The organism is Veillonella parvula (assembly GCF_040097785.1).
In the GTDB taxonomy this organism is placed as follows: Bacteria; Bacillota; Negativicutes; order Veillonellales; family Veillonellaceae; genus Veillonella; species Veillonella parvula_D.
This window is the reverse complement of sequence record NZ_JBBNNS010000001.1, coordinates 24,413-41,648: the sequence shown is the minus strand read 5'-3', so window position 1 is coordinate 41,648 and position 17,236 is coordinate 24,413. Positions and strand designations below refer to the sequence as shown.

Annotated in this window: 14 protein-coding genes; 6 read left to right on the top strand and 8 right to left on the bottom strand. The window is 37.9% G+C overall.

The window, feature by feature from the left end:
- Window positions 1–3: 3 nt before the first annotated feature.
- The 4 genes from AAA071_RS00180 to AAA071_RS00165 all read right to left on the bottom strand — a co-directional run bounded on the left by AAA071_RS00180 (window position 4) and on the right by AAA071_RS00165 (window position 3,422).
- Window positions 4–264, bottom strand: a complete 261-nt coding sequence (locus tag AAA071_RS00180) for a DUF6110 family protein (RefSeq protein WP_004697111.1) — start codon at window positions 262–264, stop codon at window positions 4–6.
- A gap of 104 nt (window positions 265–368) precedes the next feature.
- Window positions 369–575: a FeoB-associated Cys-rich membrane protein gene (locus AAA071_RS00175; RefSeq protein WP_004697259.1), complete on the bottom strand. Its 207-nt coding sequence runs from the start codon at window positions 573–575 to the stop codon at window positions 369–371.
- Between the two features lie 231 nt (window positions 576–806).
- Entirely contained in the window at window positions 807–3,179 is a 2,373-nt protein-coding gene (gene feoB / locus AAA071_RS00170) for a ferrous iron transport protein B (RefSeq protein WP_005387093.1), read from the bottom strand.
- Window positions 3,180–3,188: 9 nt separating this feature from the next.
- A complete protein-coding gene (locus tag AAA071_RS00165) occupies window positions 3,189–3,422 on the bottom strand; it encodes a FeoA family protein (protein WP_004697076.1) in 234 nt (77 codons plus the stop codon).
- A 537-nt stretch (window positions 3,423–3,959) separates the two neighbouring features.
- Between AAA071_RS00165 and AAA071_RS00160 the strand changes: the two genes are divergently transcribed.
- A complete protein-coding gene (locus tag AAA071_RS00160; protein WP_287518815.1) occupies window positions 3,960–5,258 on the top strand; it encodes a DEAD/DEAH box helicase in 1,299 nt (432 codons plus the stop codon).
- 212 nt (window positions 5,259–5,470) lie between these two features.
- On the opposite strand, the gene AAA071_RS00155 is transcribed toward AAA071_RS00160, so the two are convergent.
- On the bottom strand, window positions 5,471–7,780 hold the full coding sequence (locus AAA071_RS00155) for a DNA topoisomerase 3 (RefSeq protein ID WP_008600558.1): 2,310 nt from the start codon (window positions 7,778–7,780) through the stop codon (window positions 5,471–5,473).
- A 178-nt stretch (window positions 7,781–7,958) separates the two neighbouring features.
- Here AAA071_RS00155 and AAA071_RS00150 point away from each other — a divergent pair, with 178 nt between their 5' ends.
- Together AAA071_RS00150 and AAA071_RS00145 are read left to right on the top strand one after the other, a co-directional pair.
- Complete coding sequence (locus AAA071_RS00150; RefSeq protein WP_060918997.1) at window positions 7,959–9,554, top strand: peptide chain release factor 3; 1,596 nt, start codon at window positions 7,959–7,961, stop codon at window positions 9,552–9,554.
- A 445-nt stretch (window positions 9,555–9,999) separates the two neighbouring features.
- Window positions 10,000–11,247, top strand: a complete 1,248-nt coding sequence (locus AAA071_RS00145) for a sodium/glutamate symporter (RefSeq protein WP_058948409.1) — start codon at window positions 10,000–10,002, stop codon at window positions 11,245–11,247.
- A gap of 90 nt (window positions 11,248–11,337) precedes the next feature.
- Here AAA071_RS00145 and rsmA read toward each other — a convergent pair whose 3' ends face one another.
- The gene (rsmA, locus tag AAA071_RS00140; RefSeq protein ID WP_287517831.1) at window positions 11,338–12,192 is read right to left on the bottom strand and encodes a 16S rRNA (adenine(1518)-N(6)/adenine(1519)-N(6))-dimethyltransferase RsmA; all 855 of its coding nucleotides are present in this window, start codon (window positions 12,190–12,192) and stop codon (window positions 11,338–11,340) included.
- 13 nt (window positions 12,193–12,205) lie between these two features.
- Window positions 12,206–12,733 carry a ribonuclease M5 gene (gene rnmV, locus AAA071_RS00135; RefSeq protein ID WP_004697202.1) on the bottom strand — a complete coding sequence of 176 codons (528 nt, stop codon included), beginning with the start codon at window positions 12,731–12,733 and terminating at the stop codon, window positions 12,206–12,208.
- Window positions 12,734–12,839: 106 nt separating this feature from the next.
- Here rnmV and AAA071_RS00130 point away from each other — a divergent pair, with 106 nt between their 5' ends.
- The 3 genes from AAA071_RS00130 to msrB all read left to right on the top strand — a co-directional run bounded on the left by AAA071_RS00130 (window position 12,840) and on the right by msrB (window position 16,092).
- Window positions 12,840–13,778 carry a LysR family transcriptional regulator gene (locus AAA071_RS00130; protein WP_221741072.1) on the top strand — a complete coding sequence of 313 codons (939 nt, stop codon included), beginning with the start codon at window positions 12,840–12,842 and terminating at the stop codon, window positions 13,776–13,778.
- A 253-nt stretch (window positions 13,779–14,031) separates the two neighbouring features.
- A complete protein-coding gene (locus AAA071_RS00125; RefSeq protein WP_287517828.1) occupies window positions 14,032–15,153 on the top strand; it encodes a 5-methyltetrahydropteroyltriglutamate--homocysteine S-methyltransferase in 1,122 nt (373 codons plus the stop codon).
- On the top strand, window positions 15,154–16,092 hold the full coding sequence (msrB, locus tag AAA071_RS00120) for a peptide-methionine (R)-S-oxide reductase MsrB (RefSeq protein WP_287517826.1): 939 nt from the start codon (window positions 15,154–15,156) through the stop codon (window positions 16,090–16,092).
- A 122-nt stretch (window positions 16,093–16,214) separates the two neighbouring features.
- Here the strand turns inward: msrB and AAA071_RS00115 are convergent, their stop codons facing one another.
- Window positions 16,215–17,192, bottom strand: coding sequence for a resuscitation-promoting factor (locus tag AAA071_RS00115; protein WP_004693280.1), 978 nt, complete (start codon window positions 17,190–17,192; stop codon window positions 16,215–16,217).
- Between the last annotated feature and the right edge of the window lie 44 nt (window positions 17,193–17,236).

The following is a 17,236-nucleotide window of genomic DNA, read 5'->3' as shown; positions in this document are numbered from 1 at the left end:
TAATTATTTGTTTTCTTCAAAGATTTCTTCGTTGCGTGCTTCGTTGATTTCTTGAGCTTCTGCCAATACATCAGATGCGGATGCTTGTACTTTTTCAGCTGTTTCTAATACAGTTTCTTTAGCGCGAAGACCAGCTGCTACGATACCAGCATATACTTTTTTAGCATCTTTAGAAGTTAATACTTTAAGACCTACAGTACCCAATGCAAGACCTGCTGCGAATAAGTTAGCGTTTTTAAGATTTTTTTGATCGATGTTGAACATGATAATATTCCTTTCTACTAAATATGATAAAAAATTTAATTACTATATTTGAAAAGAGGAGCCATTATAGAGACCCCTCATTCAAATTCAGAATTCGTATTAGCTTACTTAGCAGTACGTTTAATGCCTAGTGCTTTATTGGAACCATCACAGCTGCAGTTACCACCGCAACCAGAAGATTTTTTAGAGCCAGACTTGGAGCTACCGCCACCACAGCCACAGCCACCTTTACCAGACATTTGTTTGTAAAATTTATTACCGATATAAGCTAATGCTAATACAACTATGAGTCCTATAACAAGATTATCCATTATTATGCCTCTTTCTCAATATCTACTAAATTATAATATGTGTATTAGTGATAAACAAGATAAAAGCAATATCTAAAGGATATTTCCCTTTTCTCATTATCATTTAACCACGAATATTGATAATTATCAAGTATTATTTTTAAATTACTTATAACAAAATCGCAATTTTTAAATTCATTTTTGTTTAAAGAATCTAAAGGTGGCTAAACTCTCCTATTTAGCGACTCTAGATTAGAAACCTAATGCGCGACCAATGTTATAGAAGATGAAACATGCAATCCATGCAAATGTATTTTCATAGCAGAACATGAATGCAACCCATTTCCAAGAACCTGTTTCACGTTTGATAACAGCTAATGTTGCCAAACAAGGTGGGTAAATTAATACGAACAACATCATTGTTAATGCAATCAATGGTGAGAAGTTTGGATCATTTTGTAAGTAATCAGTCAATGGAGCTGGATTTTTATCATCACCACCTACTGCATATACTGTACCCAATGTAGAAATTACTACCTCTTTAGCCGCTAAACCAGCTACGAGAGATAAGCCCATTTTCCAGTCGAAGCCCAATGGTTCAAGTACTGGGTTGATTGCTTTACCAAAGGATGCTGCATAGGATTGTTCAATTTTTTCAGCAGCTTGTTCTTTATCAAGTTTGTCATTTTCAGCATCTAAGTTAGCACTGTTTTTATACATTGCCCATGCTGCTGGGAACAAGTCTTTATTTTCATCTTTAATATCATTGAATAATTCAGGTGCTTCAGAATCATCCTCTACTGCTACTTCAGGTTCATCTTCTCCTGCTTGCTTAGCAGCATCAGTAGCATCTTGTACAGTAGATTTCATATCTTCAACAATTTTATCAACTGCATCTTTTTGGTCATCTGTAGCAATACCGAATTGAGATAATGTAGCTGCATCTTTTACTTCATACTCTTGAGCAACTTGTTCTTTCACTGCATCATAATCTTTGGAGTATTCTACATCCATTGGATATGCAGTGATGAACCAAATCAAGATGGAAGCAGCCATAATGAAAGTACCGGCTTTAATGATGTACAATTTAGCACGTTCATACATGTGCATCCATGTAGCTTTCAATGTAGGCAAATGATATGGAGGTAATTCCATTACAAATGGTTCTGCTTCACCAGCAAATAAGAACTTACGGAAAATTTTTGCAAAGATAATACCGAAGATGATACCCAAGAAGTATACAGAGAATACAACTAAAGTACTATCCCAACCATTTGGGAAGAACGCATTTGCAAATAAGATATACACTGGCAAACGTGCAGAACAACTCATGAATGGTGTAATCAAAATCGTAACCATTCGATCCTTGTAGTTGTCGAGGATACGGGCACCCATTACGGATGGTACGGAACAACCGAAACCCAATAATAAAGGAATAAAGGATTTACCATGTAAGCCACATGCGCGCATTACACGGTCAATAACGAAGGCTGCACGAGCCATATAACCTGTATCTTCCAAGAAAGAAATGCCAAGGAAGAGTAATAAAATTAATGGTAAGAATGAAAGTACCGCACCTACGCCGGCAATAATACCATCAGATACGAGTGACTGTAATTGGCCCTCTGGAATAGTCTGAACCGCATAAGCTTGTAATGCAGCGAAACCATCCTCGATCCAACCTTGAGGAATACCACCAACGAAGTTAACGAACGCAAACAATAAGTACATAACAACCATGAAGATTGGTAAGCCCCAAATTCGATGCGTTAAGATTTTGTCATAACGGTCAGAGCGTGTTTCCAATTGAGTTGGCGCTTGTGTTAAACATGTATTATATACTTCTACTGCAAAGCGGTGACGATATTCTTGGAAGACAATATCAAGATCAACTTGATCCTTAATTTCTTCACGAATAGCTTCAGCCTTTTGAATAACAGCTTCCGTATTATCAAAGCGCATAACTTTGCCAATAACGTCAGCATCTTTTTCTAACAACTTAACAGCAATCCAACGAAGTGGATATGTAACAGTGCCCGCTTGTTTTAGCAATTCTACAAGCTCACTAATTTTACCTTCTAACAAATCACCATAGTTAATTGTTACACCAGGAGCTTTTTGAGAAGCAGCTACACTAATTATTGCTTCTAACAAGTCTTTTGTACCAATGTTTGTACGACCTACTGTGCTAACAATTGTAGCCCCTGTCATTTCTGCCATTTTTTTTAGGTCGTATTTGATGCCCATTTCTTCAGCAACGTCAGCCATGTTTAGAGCAATAACCATTGGCTTTTCAAGTTCCAATAATTGTGCAGCTAAATATAAGTTACGTTCCAAGTTAGATGCATCAAGAACATTAACAATAACATCTGGGTTATCATTTACGATAACATTACGCGCTACTAACTCATCCAAGGAACGTGCAGTTAAGCTATATGTACCTGGTAAGTCAATAAACAATAACTCATGGCCATCAAAGTTCGTATGGCCTTCCTTTTTTTCTACTGTAACGCCGGCATAGTTACCAACGTGTTGCTTCGCCCCTGTGATATTGTTAAACATTGTAGTTTTACCACAGTTAGGGTTACCTGCTAAGGCAATGCGAATTTGCCCATTTTCTGCCATGTGAACCTCCTATTGAACCTCTACATCAATCATGCCAGCTTCGCTTGTACGAAGTGCTAATTCAAAGTTTTTTACTTTGATTTCCACCGGATCCCCCAAAGGGGCAAACTTCATAACATGGATTTTTGTACCATTTACAAGACCCATGTCAATTAGACGATGCTTAACATTACCACTGCCATGTAGTGCAACAATAAGACCAGACTCACCTGGTTTCATGTCTTTTAACTTTTTGATAGCCATACGACACCTCCTAATTATTGTACCTAACAACCTCATATTAAACACACCAAATAATAATGCGTATTAATATCTTAAATTATTATATCAAATAAATCATTAATTTCAACAATTATTATCATTTTTATGGTTATTTTTTATCTCATATCTATATTTTATTATCATATTTAATATGAGATTATCTATATAATTATCTAATAAAATACTGAATACTAGCTGAAATTTAATATTTCATAGCTATATATTTAGATACTGTAATCAATAAACTCTATTAAGATTATCATTTACAAATACTCTCACATTCTCAATTAATAGTTTATAAACAGTTTAAATGTAGCTATTTTAATATTTTCATTTCTCATTTTACTTAGTTATATCAGTATTTTTCCATATATTATCAAAAAAATATACCCAAAATACTATAATATTTATTGAGCCTAGAGTATGTTAAGACTATACATCTTCCAAGTTCAATTCATTTGCCCCTAATATGTGCATACGTTATAATTAATATAATATGTATTATAGAAAGGACGATTCATGAAATCTTTTAAATCTTTAGGTGTTTGTGATGAACTTATCCAAGCCCTACAAAAACAAGGTATAAAGGAGCCTACGCCAATTCAAGAACAATCCATTCCTGTCGTCTTTAAAGGGAATGATGTCATAGCCAAAGCTCAAACCGGCACGGGGAAAACACTAGCATTCTTGCTCCCAATTCTACAACGTGTACATACTGATGTTCATCAAGAACAAGTGCTTATCATTGCGCCTACACGAGAACTAATTAAACAAATTTCCGATGAAGCGAAGGAAATAGGTTCTATTTTAAATGTAGATATCCTCCCTCTTATCGGCGGCAAAACAATCGAGGCACAGTTACAACAGTTAGGCCGCCGACCTCAAGTCATCTTAGGTACACCTGGTCGTCTATTGGATCATGCAAAGCGCGGTTCTCTCCATCTAGACTGTATTCGTCGTGTTGTACTAGATGAAGCAGACCAAATGCTTCACATGGGCTTCTTACCAGATATCGAAAATCTCATCGGCCAAACAGATGCCAATAGACAACTATTACTATTCTCCGCTACAATTCCAGATAAAATCCGAAATCTCGCAAAGGCATATATGTCTAAACCCGTTTCAGTAACGGCAGAAGGAAAACACATCACTCTCGAATCAATTGATCAACGAGTGTATATGATGAATCCTGAAGAAAAAACACAACGGCTCATCAAAATGATTGAAGATGATAATCCGTTTTTAGCTATAGTTTTCTGTAATAAACGGGAAGGTGCCATTCGTTTATCCTACGAATTAACTGCAGCGGGGCTCAATATAGCAGAAATGCACGGTGACTTGACACAAGGTCGTCGCACACAAATTCTGCGAGACTTTGCAAAAGCTAAAACACAAATCTTAGTGGCTACCGATATTGCGGCTCGCGGTATCAACATCGAAGGTATCACACATGTATATAATTACGACGTACCTCGCGATGTAGATTACTACATCCACCGCATTGGCCGTACAGGTCGTGCTGGTAACTCTGGCGTGGCTGTAACCTTTGCGACACCACAAGACGAATCATGGTTACGACGCATCGAACGAGCTATCCAAGCTACACTTACAAAATATACTAAGGATGGTCAGATCAAAACTAAGGGCAATGCTAGCACTGCTCCAAAACGCACAAAATTAGCTAGTAAACCTAAGATTACAAGCACTTACCAATCCACTAAGGCTAAAGCTCACAAAGCACGAGGCCATAAAGGCTCCAATACACGCCAACGCCGTGCTTCTACCTCCCAAACTGGTCGTCGTGGCAAACGCAGATAAAATTCAGCTTAATATCCTAAACTAAATGAAGCAATTTTTCTTCTACAAGAACAGTTTCAAAAAAAGACGCGCACAGCTAAGCTGTACGCGTCTTTTTATTATCACTGTAAAAATAGTTGTTTCTTGGTAATCTTAGATAACTAAAAACTTTACAATAATCTATATTCGATTATATATATTTACCGATAATAAGTTACCTTTTATTGGTTACTTTATTTGTTGGCATAAATGCTCGGTACCCCATCTACATCAGAACATTGGGTCTTACATTGAGATCGATTGCTACAAATCCAGTTTGTTCGACCTCTCACCTCTTGTTTCACAAAGTAACCTACGTTACATCTAGGGCATTTATATTGTTTATCTTCATCAGATACTTCAATATTACCTTCAACACTAGAAGTATCCCCTTCTACTGGCTGAGTATGTTTACACGTAGGATAATTCGTGCACCCTAAAAAGGCACCAAATTTACCATTCCGCTGTTGCAAACGTCCTTTTTTACATTTAGGACATACAGGTAAGGAAGACAAGTCTACGCTTTCACTATCCATAGGGCGCTTACGATTTTGACTCGTTATAGTTCGCACCACATTGGGCATCATTTGATCAGAGCTTACTACTTTATCAAAACCAAGTTTATCAATTAATAATTTTAAAAACTTAATTTGATCCGCTAAGAAGGAATCTAATGTATCCTCTCCTTCGCTCATAAGTGCTAAGCGTTCTTCCCAAACAGCTGTTTCATCAGGATAAAGCAGCTCTTCTGGCAGAGCATCTACTAAGAGATAGCCCGTTTCCGTTGGAGATAAGACTTGCTTCTTCCCTGACGTTTTCATAAAGTCTCGACTGATAAGCTCATCAATAATGTTTGCCCGAGTTGCTTCTGTACCAATACCAGATACAGCCTTTAATTGCTTTTTCAAGTCTTCATTTTTTACGAATTTATGAATTTCCTTCATCGCTTGTAGTAATGTGGACGGCGTAAAACGGGATGGTGGTTTCGTTTGTTTAGACTCTATAGAAGAATCCGTATATAAAACAGTATCGTTCTTTTTAACCGCTGGCAAGTGGTCCGTTTCTTCAATAACCTCTTTTTTAGGGTCTGATTCAGCCCCACGCTCATCGGTTAGATCGGGCTCGTCATTGTCCGTCGTAGATTTAGACTTATGTCGTTTATAAAGCAATTTCCATCCTTCTTCGATAACTACACGACCATTAGCTACAAACTCTTCCTTACTTTGTTCTACTACAATTTTAGTTTGCTCGTAAATATGCTCCCCATAAAATTGCGCAATATAAGCTTGACTGATGAGGAAATAAATATTTCGCTCCTCTTGGGACAAACTATTTATATTGCAAGCCACCGTTGTAGGAATAATAGCATGATGGGCGGTAATTTTCTTTTCATTCCAAGCACGGCTCTTAATAGAACGATCTGCATCGGCAGCCCACTGTGCTAATCTCTCATCACCTGCATTTTGTAGATTGTTGAGGATTGCATTGCGATCATCATATTGATTGGGTGGTAAATATTCACAATCAGAACGTGGATAGGTAGTTAATTTCTTTTCGTATAATTTTTGCGCTGTATCAAGTACAGTCTGTGGATCATAAGAAAAGGCTTTACCTGCCAATACTTGTAAGGATGATAAGGATAAAGGCAATCGTTGTACATCTTTTTTCTTAGACTTTGTAACACCTTTAATAAAACCGTCTGGTCCAGCTTGTAAACATTCTACTAATTCATCAGCAATAGCTTTATTAATGAGTCGTCCATCTGGGTCAAGCCCCTTTTGTTCGTCTGTAGGCTGCCAAGTCGCCCAAAACACCCCATTAGGATGGTTATATAATACCTTTACAGTAAAATAGTCTACTGGTTTAAATGCAGCTAACTCTCGTTCTCTACGTACAACAAGAGCTAACGTTGGCGTCTTTACACGACCAATTGGCAATGTTACCTTATGACCTTTATAACGTTCAGATAATGTATAGGCCCGAGATAAATTCATCCCAATAAGCCAGTCTGCTCGCGCTCTTGCCAATGCAGATTGATATAGATTGTGAAAGTCCTTGTTATCTCTCAAATCATCGAGGGCAGAACGAATAGATTTTTCATCGAGGGCATTTAATAGAATACGCTGCACTGGTTTTGTATTACCTACATAGTACAAAACTTCGTCAACTAAAAGTTGACCTTCTCGATCCGGGTCACCTGCATTGACAATGACATCTGCTTTACTAATAAGGTCTTTTACAATTTCAAACTGTTGACGGCTGCTATCTGTGACAAGCAATTTCCACTCATCAGGCACGATAGGAAGATCTTGAGGGCGCCAACGGATATATTTATCATCGTAATCTCCTGGCTCAGCCTGATGCAGTACATGACCTACTACCCAAGTCACCACATCATCCCCTTGGATAAAATAACCATTCCGTTTTTGGATATTCTTATTTTCTGGTAAGCATTTACTGATTTCGCGAGCCATGGATGGCTTTTCTGCAATAAATAACCGCATGGATCCCCTCCTTAACCTGAAGATAACGGCTAACCCCAAGCCGTTCTATGAAATCTCATTATACTACAATTTAGTGGTCATAACTAGAAAAATCATGTATAATTTTTACGATATATAGACTGTGAAAGTAGAGCCTAAAGATTTATCTGCTTTCACAACATATTAATAGAGGTGAATCATGACATTTTTAGAAGAGGTACAACGTCGTCGTACGTTTGCAATCATATCTCACCCGGATGCGGGTAAAACAACATTAACGGAAAAATTACTATTATATGGTGGTGCTATTCACTTAGCAGGCTCCGTAAAGTCTCGTAAAACTGCAAAACACGCCGTATCCGACTGGATGGAAATCGAGAAACAACGTGGTATCTCTGTAACGAGTTCCGTATTGCAATTTGACTACGATGGTTGTCGCGTAAACATCCTTGATACTCCTGGTCACCAAGACTTCTCTGAAGATACATACCGTACATTGATGGCTGCTGATAGTGCTGTCATGCTTATTGACGTAGCAAAAGGCGTAGAGGCCCAAACAAAGAAGCTATTTGCTGTATCAAAAGAACGCGGTATTCCTATTTTTACATTTGTAAACAAAATTGACCATTTCGGTCGCAGCCCATTCGATCTAATGGAAGAAATCGAAAATGTTCTCGGTATTCGTACGTGTCCTATGAACTGGCCTATCGGTATTAATGGCGAATACAAAGGCGTATACGATAGAGAACACGAAACTATAGAGCTCTTTGCAAAAGACGAAACACATGGTCAAGAAAAGTTAGCTTCCGAAAAAGGGGCGTTAACGGATCCTCGTATGAAAGAGTTATTAGGTGACGATGTATACCAAGCATTGCTTGACGATATTGAGTTGCTCGATGTTGCTGGCGATCCATTCGATTTTGATAAGGTTCGTGCTGGTGAATTAACGCCTATGTTTTTCGGTTCTGCTATGACGAACTTTGGGGTAAAACCATTCTTAGAAAAATTCTTAGAACTAGCTCCATCCCCTGCTCCACGACAAGCGGTAGAGGAAATGGTACAGCCTACTAGCGAAGACTTCTCTGCTCTAGTATTCAAAATTCAAGCAAATATGGATCCTAATCATCATGACCGTATCGTATTTATGCGTATCTGCTCTGGTAAATTCGAAAAAGGTATGTCTGTATTACATCGCCAATCTAATAAAACAATCCGCCTATCTCAGCCTCAACAATTTTTGGCTACGGAACGTACCATCGTAGAAGATGCATACCCTGGCGATATTATTGGTGTCTTTGATGCCGGTACTATGGGCGTAGGAGATACGCTTTGTGCACAAAAGCATAAAGTAACCTTTGGCGACTTCCCTGTCTTCCCTCCTGAGTTTTTTGCTCGTGTATCCCCAAAAGATACTATGAAACGTAAGCAATTCCAAAAGGGTATGACTCAATTGGCTCAAGAAGGGGCTGTTCAAATCTTTGAACAACCAGGTGCCCTTGATTCCTTCGTGGTCGGTGCCGTAGGTATGCTTCAATTTGAAGTTCTTGAGTACCGCCTCAAAAATGAATATGGTGTAGATTTATTAAATCATACTTTGCCATATGGTGTTGCTCGTTGGATTGACGGCGAAGTTGATATTGCATCCTTGAAAGGTATAGATAATGCGATGATTGTAAAAGATAATCGCGATCGCACCGTAGTTCTTATCTCTAATGAATGGCAAATGGGTTGGGTTCAAGAGCGTAATCCGGATGTAACATTCTTAACGACCCCTAAATTACACCATGAGTTATAACTTCTAATTAACTTATTGCTAGGTCTATACATTTTAGTTATATCTTAACATGCATTTATAGAGCGAATTTATCGCCATATATAATTTAGAGTCTTACTAAATCAACATAAAAATATTAAGTTTTAGAACTGGAGTATATTTTATATGATTATAAATATAAAAAATATATTCCAGTTTATTTTTTTATAACAAGAAGGAAAATCACAGATTTGAGTCGAATACATATAGTATGATTATGTACATAAGTAATATATATTATTACTTTTCTATATTTATATGTATAATCATAAAATTAGTTTTATTAATATTATTGTTTTTTGTGTTGTTATGAGTGTTTAAAGATAAAAATATAAATTTTTTATACGTTATATATTCTATAGTATTTTTTGACCATTCATGATACCATAAAACTCAGATTTATTTTTTATTTTAAAGGAGTGATTTTATGCCACTTATTGACTTAGCCTTAGTCAACAATGTATGGACCTTAAAACTGTCCATGATTCAAACTGTAGGTCTTGCCGTAATTACCTTATTCATCGGTACTTGGATCAATAAGCATTCCAAGTTCTTACAACGTATGTGTATGCCTGCACCAGCTGTAGGTGCTCTTCCATTTGCATTTTTAACTGCTATTTTGTCTTATTATAAAATTTTAAACATTACCTTTGAAGGTTCCTTACAAACATTTTTAATGCTTGCCTTCTTTACCACGATCGGTTTAATGGCATCCTTAAAAGTCCTCAAAAAGGGCGGTATCTTTATTATTTTCTTCTTCTTAGCATGTGCAGTGTGGATTGTAGTACAAAATACTGCAGGTATTATGATTGCCAAAGCATTAGGGATTGAGCCGATTATCGGCATCATGGCAGGTTCTGTATCTATGATTGGCGGCCTTGGTACAGCTGGTGCCTTTGGTCCATATTACGAGCAATTACTTGGTATCCCTGGTACCGCTTCCGCTGCAGTTGCAGCTGCAACATTTGGCATGGTAGCTGGTACAATCCTCGGCGCGCCTGTAGGTGAACGCATTATTAAAATGCATAAAGTTAAAACACCTTATGAAAATCCTGAATTAATGGAGGATGAAGGCATCGATATGATCGAAGATCACGTTGAGAGCGGCGGCAAACAATTTAACTCTCAAGATCTTTTAACAATTTGTATGTGGATTGGCCTTGCATTAGGTATCGGTACCATCGTAAGTGCTGGATTGTCTGTTCTTACTCCACTACCTGCATATATTGGCGCTATGATTTGTGCAGCAGTAATTCGTAACTTTGGTGACTTTACTAAAGCATACAAAATCAACGATGCAGCTCTTGATGCAGTATCTAATGTAGCATTATCCTTATTCGTAACAATGGCTATCAACAGCTTGAAATTAGTTCAATTAATTGATCTTGCTTTACCGCTTATTACAATCTTAGTTGTACAAATGGCACTTATCTGTGTATTTGCATACCTTATTTACTTCCTCTTTGGTCGCAACTACGATGCAGTTATGCTTGGTGCCGGAGCTATCGGTTTCGGATTGGGTGCTACACCAAACGCATTAGTTAACATGTTATCCTTAGCAAGTAAACACGGCCCATCTCCTCGTGCTTGGCTCGTAGTTTCCTTAGTAGGTGCATTCTTAATTGACTTTGCGAATGCTTTCCTCATTACAACCATGGCTGGCATTCTTTACTAACTAAAAAGGACCCATTCGGGTCCTTTTTTCATGAAAAAGAGCTTACTGGAATGATATTTTATCAGTCCAATAAGCTCTTTATGTATTATACTATTTGATTAATGCTGCCCATGCGTTGGCTACATCAGCAAATTCTTGAAGTGTAAAGGTCTCACCTCTTCGTTGACCATCAATATTTGCTTTTGCTAATAACTCTTCAATTCTATCCCTTGTTAAACCCGTTGTCTTCATCGTATTAGAGAATGTTTTACGGCGTTGCGCAAAACCTGCTTTCACGACGCGAAAGAATAGTTTCTCATCAATCACATCTACAGGTGGTTTATCACGCAATACGCAACGGATAACAGAACTTGTTACCGCTGGAGCTGGCAAGAAAGATTTAGGCGGTACATCTAGAACAATATCTGGCTCCGTATAATACTGAACAGCAACAGATAATGCACCATAATCCTTTGTGCCCGGCTTTGCTATCATCCGTAAGGCTACCTCTTTTTGCACCATCACAACGAGACGTTCAATAGGTAATTTACTTTCCAACAAAGACATAATAATAGGTGTTGTAATATAGTATGGCAAATTAGCAACCACTTTAAATGGTTTATGATTCATAATCATTGGCACATCAAGCTTTAACACATCACCATGAATGATGCGTACATTGTCATAAGATGCCAATGTCGTATCTAGTACCTCTAATAAGCGACGATCTAGCTCGATAGCCGTTACATCTGCCCCACTTTGAGCTAAACCTTGTGTCAACGTACCAATACCGGGACCGACTTCTAGGACAGGTTCCCCTACAGTTAATTCCGCAGCATGTACGATTTCATCAACTATGCCTCGCTTAATAAGAAAATTTTGCCCTAGCTTTTTGCTCATTTTAATATCAAAGCGCTTACATATATAATGCACAACCTCTGGGCTTGCAATTACTGATTCTAACATCTTAACTCCTATTTTAACAATTTACTGCCTCTTCATAAGCATCTCGGGTTATACCATAATGATTTAAACGGTATAAAAATTGCTTTCCATTACCGTATCCAATACCTAATTTAGCACCAATAACCGCTCGACGAGCTGCACTATCAGGCATACCAGACAATCCGTGACGCACTAAGTCCACCATAGTAAATTCGTTAGATGATTCTAGAGATTCTACGTGTAATGTAGATAGAGCCTTTCTGATTGACTCTGGAGATGCTTGTTCTATGCCAATATCATCATTTGCAAATGCTTCGTCACGAGGCACAAAAGCATGTTGTGCATTAGGGAATTTTTTAGTTAAAACGCGTCGGATTCGCTCCCCTGCTGTATCAGGATCAGTTAATATAATAATGCCACGTTTCTCATAGGCAACGCGAATCATATCGATAACACCTCTTCTTAGGGTAAATCCTTCTGTAGCAATGCAATCAGCGTCTACAGCTTGAGCGATACGCTGTATATCAGATTTTCCTTCTACGACAATGACTTGTTTTAACATATATCCCCCTTTTATTCTATTAATACATTGTAACATATATATAACATTGCTTAAATACTTATAATCGAGTAGTATTAATAGTGTAATATATAAAAGGAGGCCAATTATGACCTTACAACAATTAAAGTATGTCACAACAATCGCCAATATAGGCAGTATTAGTGAGGCAGCCAAGAGATTATTTGTGTCTCAACCGAGTCTCACCAAGGCTATTAAAGAACTAGAGAAAGAAATGGGTATTACCATTTTCGATCGTACTAATAAAGGAATTACCGTATCTAAAGAAGGGGAACGCTTCCTCGGCTATGCGCGCCAAGTGTTAGAACAAGCAGCCCTTTTAGAGGAGCAATATAAAAGCCAAAGCGGTGGTAAAAAACAATTTTCTGTGTCTACTCAACATTACTCCTTTGCAGTCAATGCCTTTGTAGAGCTTTTAAAAGGCGCTGAAATCGATCAATATGATGTATCCTTACGAGAAACACAAACCTATGAAATTATCGATGACGTAGCTCATATGAAGAGTGAAATTGGTTTGCTCTATTATAATGATTTCAACCGTCCTGTATTAGAAAAATTAATTCACACTAACGAATTAACCTTTACTGAATTATTTACGGCCCATCCTCATATCTTTATTGGTAAAACGCATCCATTAGCCCATAAAGAGGTAGTCTCTATGGACGAATTAGAGGAATATCCATATATTTCCTTTGAGCAAGGCGATCACAACTCCTTCTACTTCTCTGAAGAAATCTTCAGTACCGTAGTGCGCCCAAAACATATCCGTGTTCGCGATAGAGCATCTTTATTTAGCCTATTACTTGGCCTTGATGGATACACTGTATCTAGTGGTGTAATCGATAAAGAGGTAAATGGTGAAAATATCATTTCCGTTCCACTTGCCGAAGAAGGTTTAATGCACATTGGCTACATTACTAATAATAAAATGCAACGTAGCCGTTTAGGTCAAGAATATATCCACGCCCTAGAACAATACGTTAATAATTACGGTAGACATATTCAATTACCGGAAAACAAAAAATAATTATATATCATATTATTTATAGAGCGATACAACACTATTGTTCAATTTAGATGTATCAGATAATCCATAAAGAAGGCACTCTCTATTTTAGAGAGTGCCTTCTTGGGTATAACTTAAAGCATAAAATCACTCATAGACATAACTTCAAACTATACACAACTCAAACATATTGATATTTTTATATATAATCATACTTAGCTATAATTAACCTATCAAAATTATCGGTTTAATCGTTTATATAAGGAGGATTATTATGTCCAAACATACAGCACCATTCCACTTTGATATCGTAGGTTCCTTCCTACGCCCAGCAGAATTAAAAGAAGCACGCGAAGCTTTTAATAAGGGAAATATTACTCGAGAAGAATTAACAGCCGTTGAAGATCGTCTTATTACAGACCTCATTCAAAAACAGAAAGCAGCTGGCCTACCAGTGATTACAGATGGCGAATTCCGTCGTGCCTATTGGCATCTAGACTTCATGTGGGGCTTTAACGGCGTAAAAGAAATTGAATTAGAACACGGTTATAAATTCCATGGTCAAGAAACCGCGCCTGGCTCCCTCGCCCTTACTGGTAAAATTAAGGGGACAAACCACCCATTCGTTGAACATTTCAAATTTGTAAAACAATTTGAAGACGAAAATACTACGGCGCGTCAAACGATTCCTGCTCCTTCTCAGTTTTTGGCAGAGTTATTCCGTGAAGACAATGGCATTACAACGCGCTCCTTCTATCCAGATTTAGAAGAATTGATTCAAGATATTGCTGCCGCCTATCGCCAAGTAATTAAAGACCTTTACGATGCGGGTTGTCGCAATATTCAATTTGATGATTGTACTTGGGGTATGTGTTGTGACCATGCTTACTGGACAGGTCGTCAAAAGGATAAAAGTGTAACCATTGAAGGTGAAACCGCTAAATATTTACGTTTGAATAACTTAGCTCTTGAAGGTCGCCCTCACGACTTAGCATTTACTACACATGTATGTCGTGGTAACTATAACTCTACATGGGCCGCTAGTGGTGGGTACGAACCTATTGCCCCTATCCTATTTGCCAAGGAAAATGTAGACGCTTATTACCTAGAGTTTGATGATGATCGCTCTGGAGGTTTTGAGCCATTGCGTGAAGTTTCTCCTAATAAGAAAGTTGTATTAGGCCTTATCACATCTAAACGCCCTGAGTTAGAAGATAAAGAAGTCATCAAAGAACGTATCAAAGAAGCAACAAAATATATCCCTCTCGAAAGACTTTGCTTATCCCCTCAATGTGGCTTTGCATCCTGTGAAATTGGCAACCAATTGACCGAGGAAGAACAATGGGCTAAACTCGCATTAGTCAAAGAAATAGCTCATGAAGTTTGGGGTGATTAAATGAGTAAACATACTATTTATTTAGGCGGGGGTTGCTTCTGGGGCCTTCAGGGGTATATCAAAAAAATCTCCGGTGTCCTTTCTACTGAAGTAGGTTATGCTAATGGTCCTACAGAAAATCCAAGTTATGAAGATGTATGCCACAATAGTGGGCACGTAGAAGCCCTCAAGGTCACTTACGATGCTAATATATTATCTTTAGATCACTTAATTCAATATTTCCTACGTGCTATTGATCCCTTTAGTGTCAACAAACAAGGTGGTGACGTAGGAATTCAATATCGTACGGGTATTTATTATACTGATCCAACAGATAAGGACGTTATTGAAAGCACCTTAGCTCGTGCTCAAGCCTTCGAAGGTAAACCATTTGCTATTGAAGTATTGCCTTTAGAGAATTACTACTCTGCTGAGGAATACCATCAAGATTATTTAGACAAAAATCCTAATGGCTATTGTCACATTCCATTGGGGCTATCTGATGAACCACTCATCGATGATAATACATATGCTAAACCTTCCCAGGAAGATTTAGAGGCATTAACGCCACAAGAGTTTGAAGTAACTCAAAACTCTGCTACAGATGCACCTTTCAGCCATGAACTAACAGATGAGTTCAAAGCAGGTCTCTACGTAGATATTACAACTGGAGAACCCCTTTTTGTATCAGCCCATAAATTCGATTCTCATTGTGGCTGGCCTAGCTTTACTAAACCAATAGCTAAAGATGTTATCAAGTATTACCAAGATAACTCACATGGTATGAATCGCATAGAAGTTCGTAGCCGCATCGGTAATGCTCATTTAGGTCATGTATTTGAAGATGGTCCTAATGGCTCTCTTCGCTACTGTATCAATGGATCATCTTTACGATTTATCCCTAAAGATGAATTAAAAGGTACAAAGTACGAATATCTAATTCCATATATTGAAGACTAAAAAAGGACGCCTTAATCATAAGGCGTCCTTCTACTATATCTATTATAATTGAATATTACTGAGCTAAGTAGGTCCAATAAAAAGAGGATATATCTTATAGATATACCCTCTAAATCATCATATTAGTCCAAAACGTACACTGTAACGTCTTGGCGACCAAAGTCCATAGCCTCCCCATAAGAGTCCATTACAAGGTCGATTTTATTACCTACTATAGCACCACCTGTATCGGCAGCAATAGCTTCACCGTAACCAGGAATAAATAAACGTGTACCCAATGGAATAACATCTGGGTCTACTGCGGCAATGCCACGTACTGCAGGTAGACCCGTAGCGGTAATACCAGCACCATCACCATCGCCAGCAAGATAAGCAGATGCTTCCATTACGATAGCGCGAGATGCACGTCCTGCTACATTACGAGATGTAGTCACCTCACGAGTGCCCTCTTTAATAATTGTAGGTACCATTGCACGTTGTGTTACTTTAGATACATCATTAGTTTTAATAACTGTACCATTACTATATAGTGTTTCACGTTGTACTCGTTCTAAGCCAGGTTGACCAACTTGAACAACCTCTTCTTCGCCCTTAGCCATAGTATCATCTTTTTGACGAACCACTTCAACAGCAACCTCTTGATCTACTGTAGATAGAGAGCGGCTTGTTACTTGAGCAATTGTTATACGTGTACCACTTAAAACAGATCCATTTTCATCGCCCACTACTACATAGTTAGGTGCTTTGAAACCAAGCTCATTAGCAACACCTTGAGCAGTTGTTTCTGTAGTGAATACAGCTCTTGTTTTACCATTTACAGTTACATAAACTGGAATAGCACGAACAACCGTTAAGGTTGTTCCATTTTGAACTGTAGATGAACTAGAAATAACTTTATCGTTTGGATTTAACTTAACCCCGGCATCGCGTACAATGCCTTCGTTAGAATTTAAATGCGTTCTAACAGTGTGTGCTGCACCATCTACCATAACGGTAACGGTTTTATCATTATAAGAAAAACCGGTCATGGTTACAGCTGTTACAATCAATCCGGCAACAACAGACGAAATATATCGCTTGTGTGTCTTATGAATTCTCATGTTGTAATCCCTCCTGTAATGGTATTATTCTACTACAGATAGAT

Excerpts from the sequence above, each read along its gene's own strand:
- AAA071_RS00165 (WP_004697076.1), bottom strand. The coding sequence starts at position 3,422 with ATGGCTATCAAAAAGTTAAAAGACATGAAACCAGGTGAGTCTGGTCTT.
- AAA071_RS00125 (WP_287517828.1), top strand. The coding sequence starts at position 14,032 with ATGTCCAAACATACAGCACCATTCCACTTTGATATCGTAGGTTCCTTC.
- rsmA (WP_287517831.1), bottom strand. The coding sequence starts at position 12,192 with ATGTTAGAATCAGTAATTGCAAGCCCAGAGGTTGTGCATTATATATGT.
- AAA071_RS00130 (WP_221741072.1), top strand. The coding sequence starts at position 12,840 with ATGACCTTACAACAATTAAAGTATGTCACAACAATCGCCAATATAGGC.
- AAA071_RS00150 (WP_060918997.1), top strand. The coding sequence starts at position 7,959 with ATGACATTTTTAGAAGAGGTACAACGTCGTCGTACGTTTGCAATCATA.
- msrB (WP_287517826.1), top strand. The coding sequence starts at position 15,154 with ATGAGTAAACATACTATTTATTTAGGCGGGGGTTGCTTCTGGGGCCTT.
- AAA071_RS00160 (WP_287518815.1), top strand. The coding sequence starts at position 3,960 with ATGAAATCTTTTAAATCTTTAGGTGTTTGTGATGAACTTATCCAAGCC.
- rnmV (WP_004697202.1), bottom strand. The coding sequence starts at position 12,733 with ATGTTAAAACAAGTCATTGTCGTAGAAGGAAAATCTGATATACAGCGT.
- AAA071_RS00145 (WP_058948409.1), top strand. The coding sequence starts at position 10,000 with ATGCCACTTATTGACTTAGCCTTAGTCAACAATGTATGGACCTTAAAA.
- AAA071_RS00155 (WP_008600558.1), bottom strand. The coding sequence starts at position 7,780 with ATGCGGTTATTTATTGCAGAAAAGCCATCCATGGCTCGCGAAATCAGT.
- feoB (WP_005387093.1), bottom strand. The coding sequence starts at position 3,179 with ATGGCAGAAAATGGGCAAATTCGCATTGCCTTAGCAGGTAACCCTAAC.
- AAA071_RS00175 (WP_004697259.1), bottom strand. The coding sequence starts at position 575 with ATGGATAATCTTGTTATAGGACTCATAGTTGTATTAGCATTAGCTTAT.
- AAA071_RS00115 (WP_004693280.1), bottom strand. The coding sequence starts at position 17,192 with ATGAGAATTCATAAGACACACAAGCGATATATTTCGTCTGTTGTTGCC.
- AAA071_RS00180 (WP_004697111.1), bottom strand. The coding sequence starts at position 264 with ATGTTCAACATCGATCAAAAAAATCTTAAAAACGCTAACTTATTCGCA.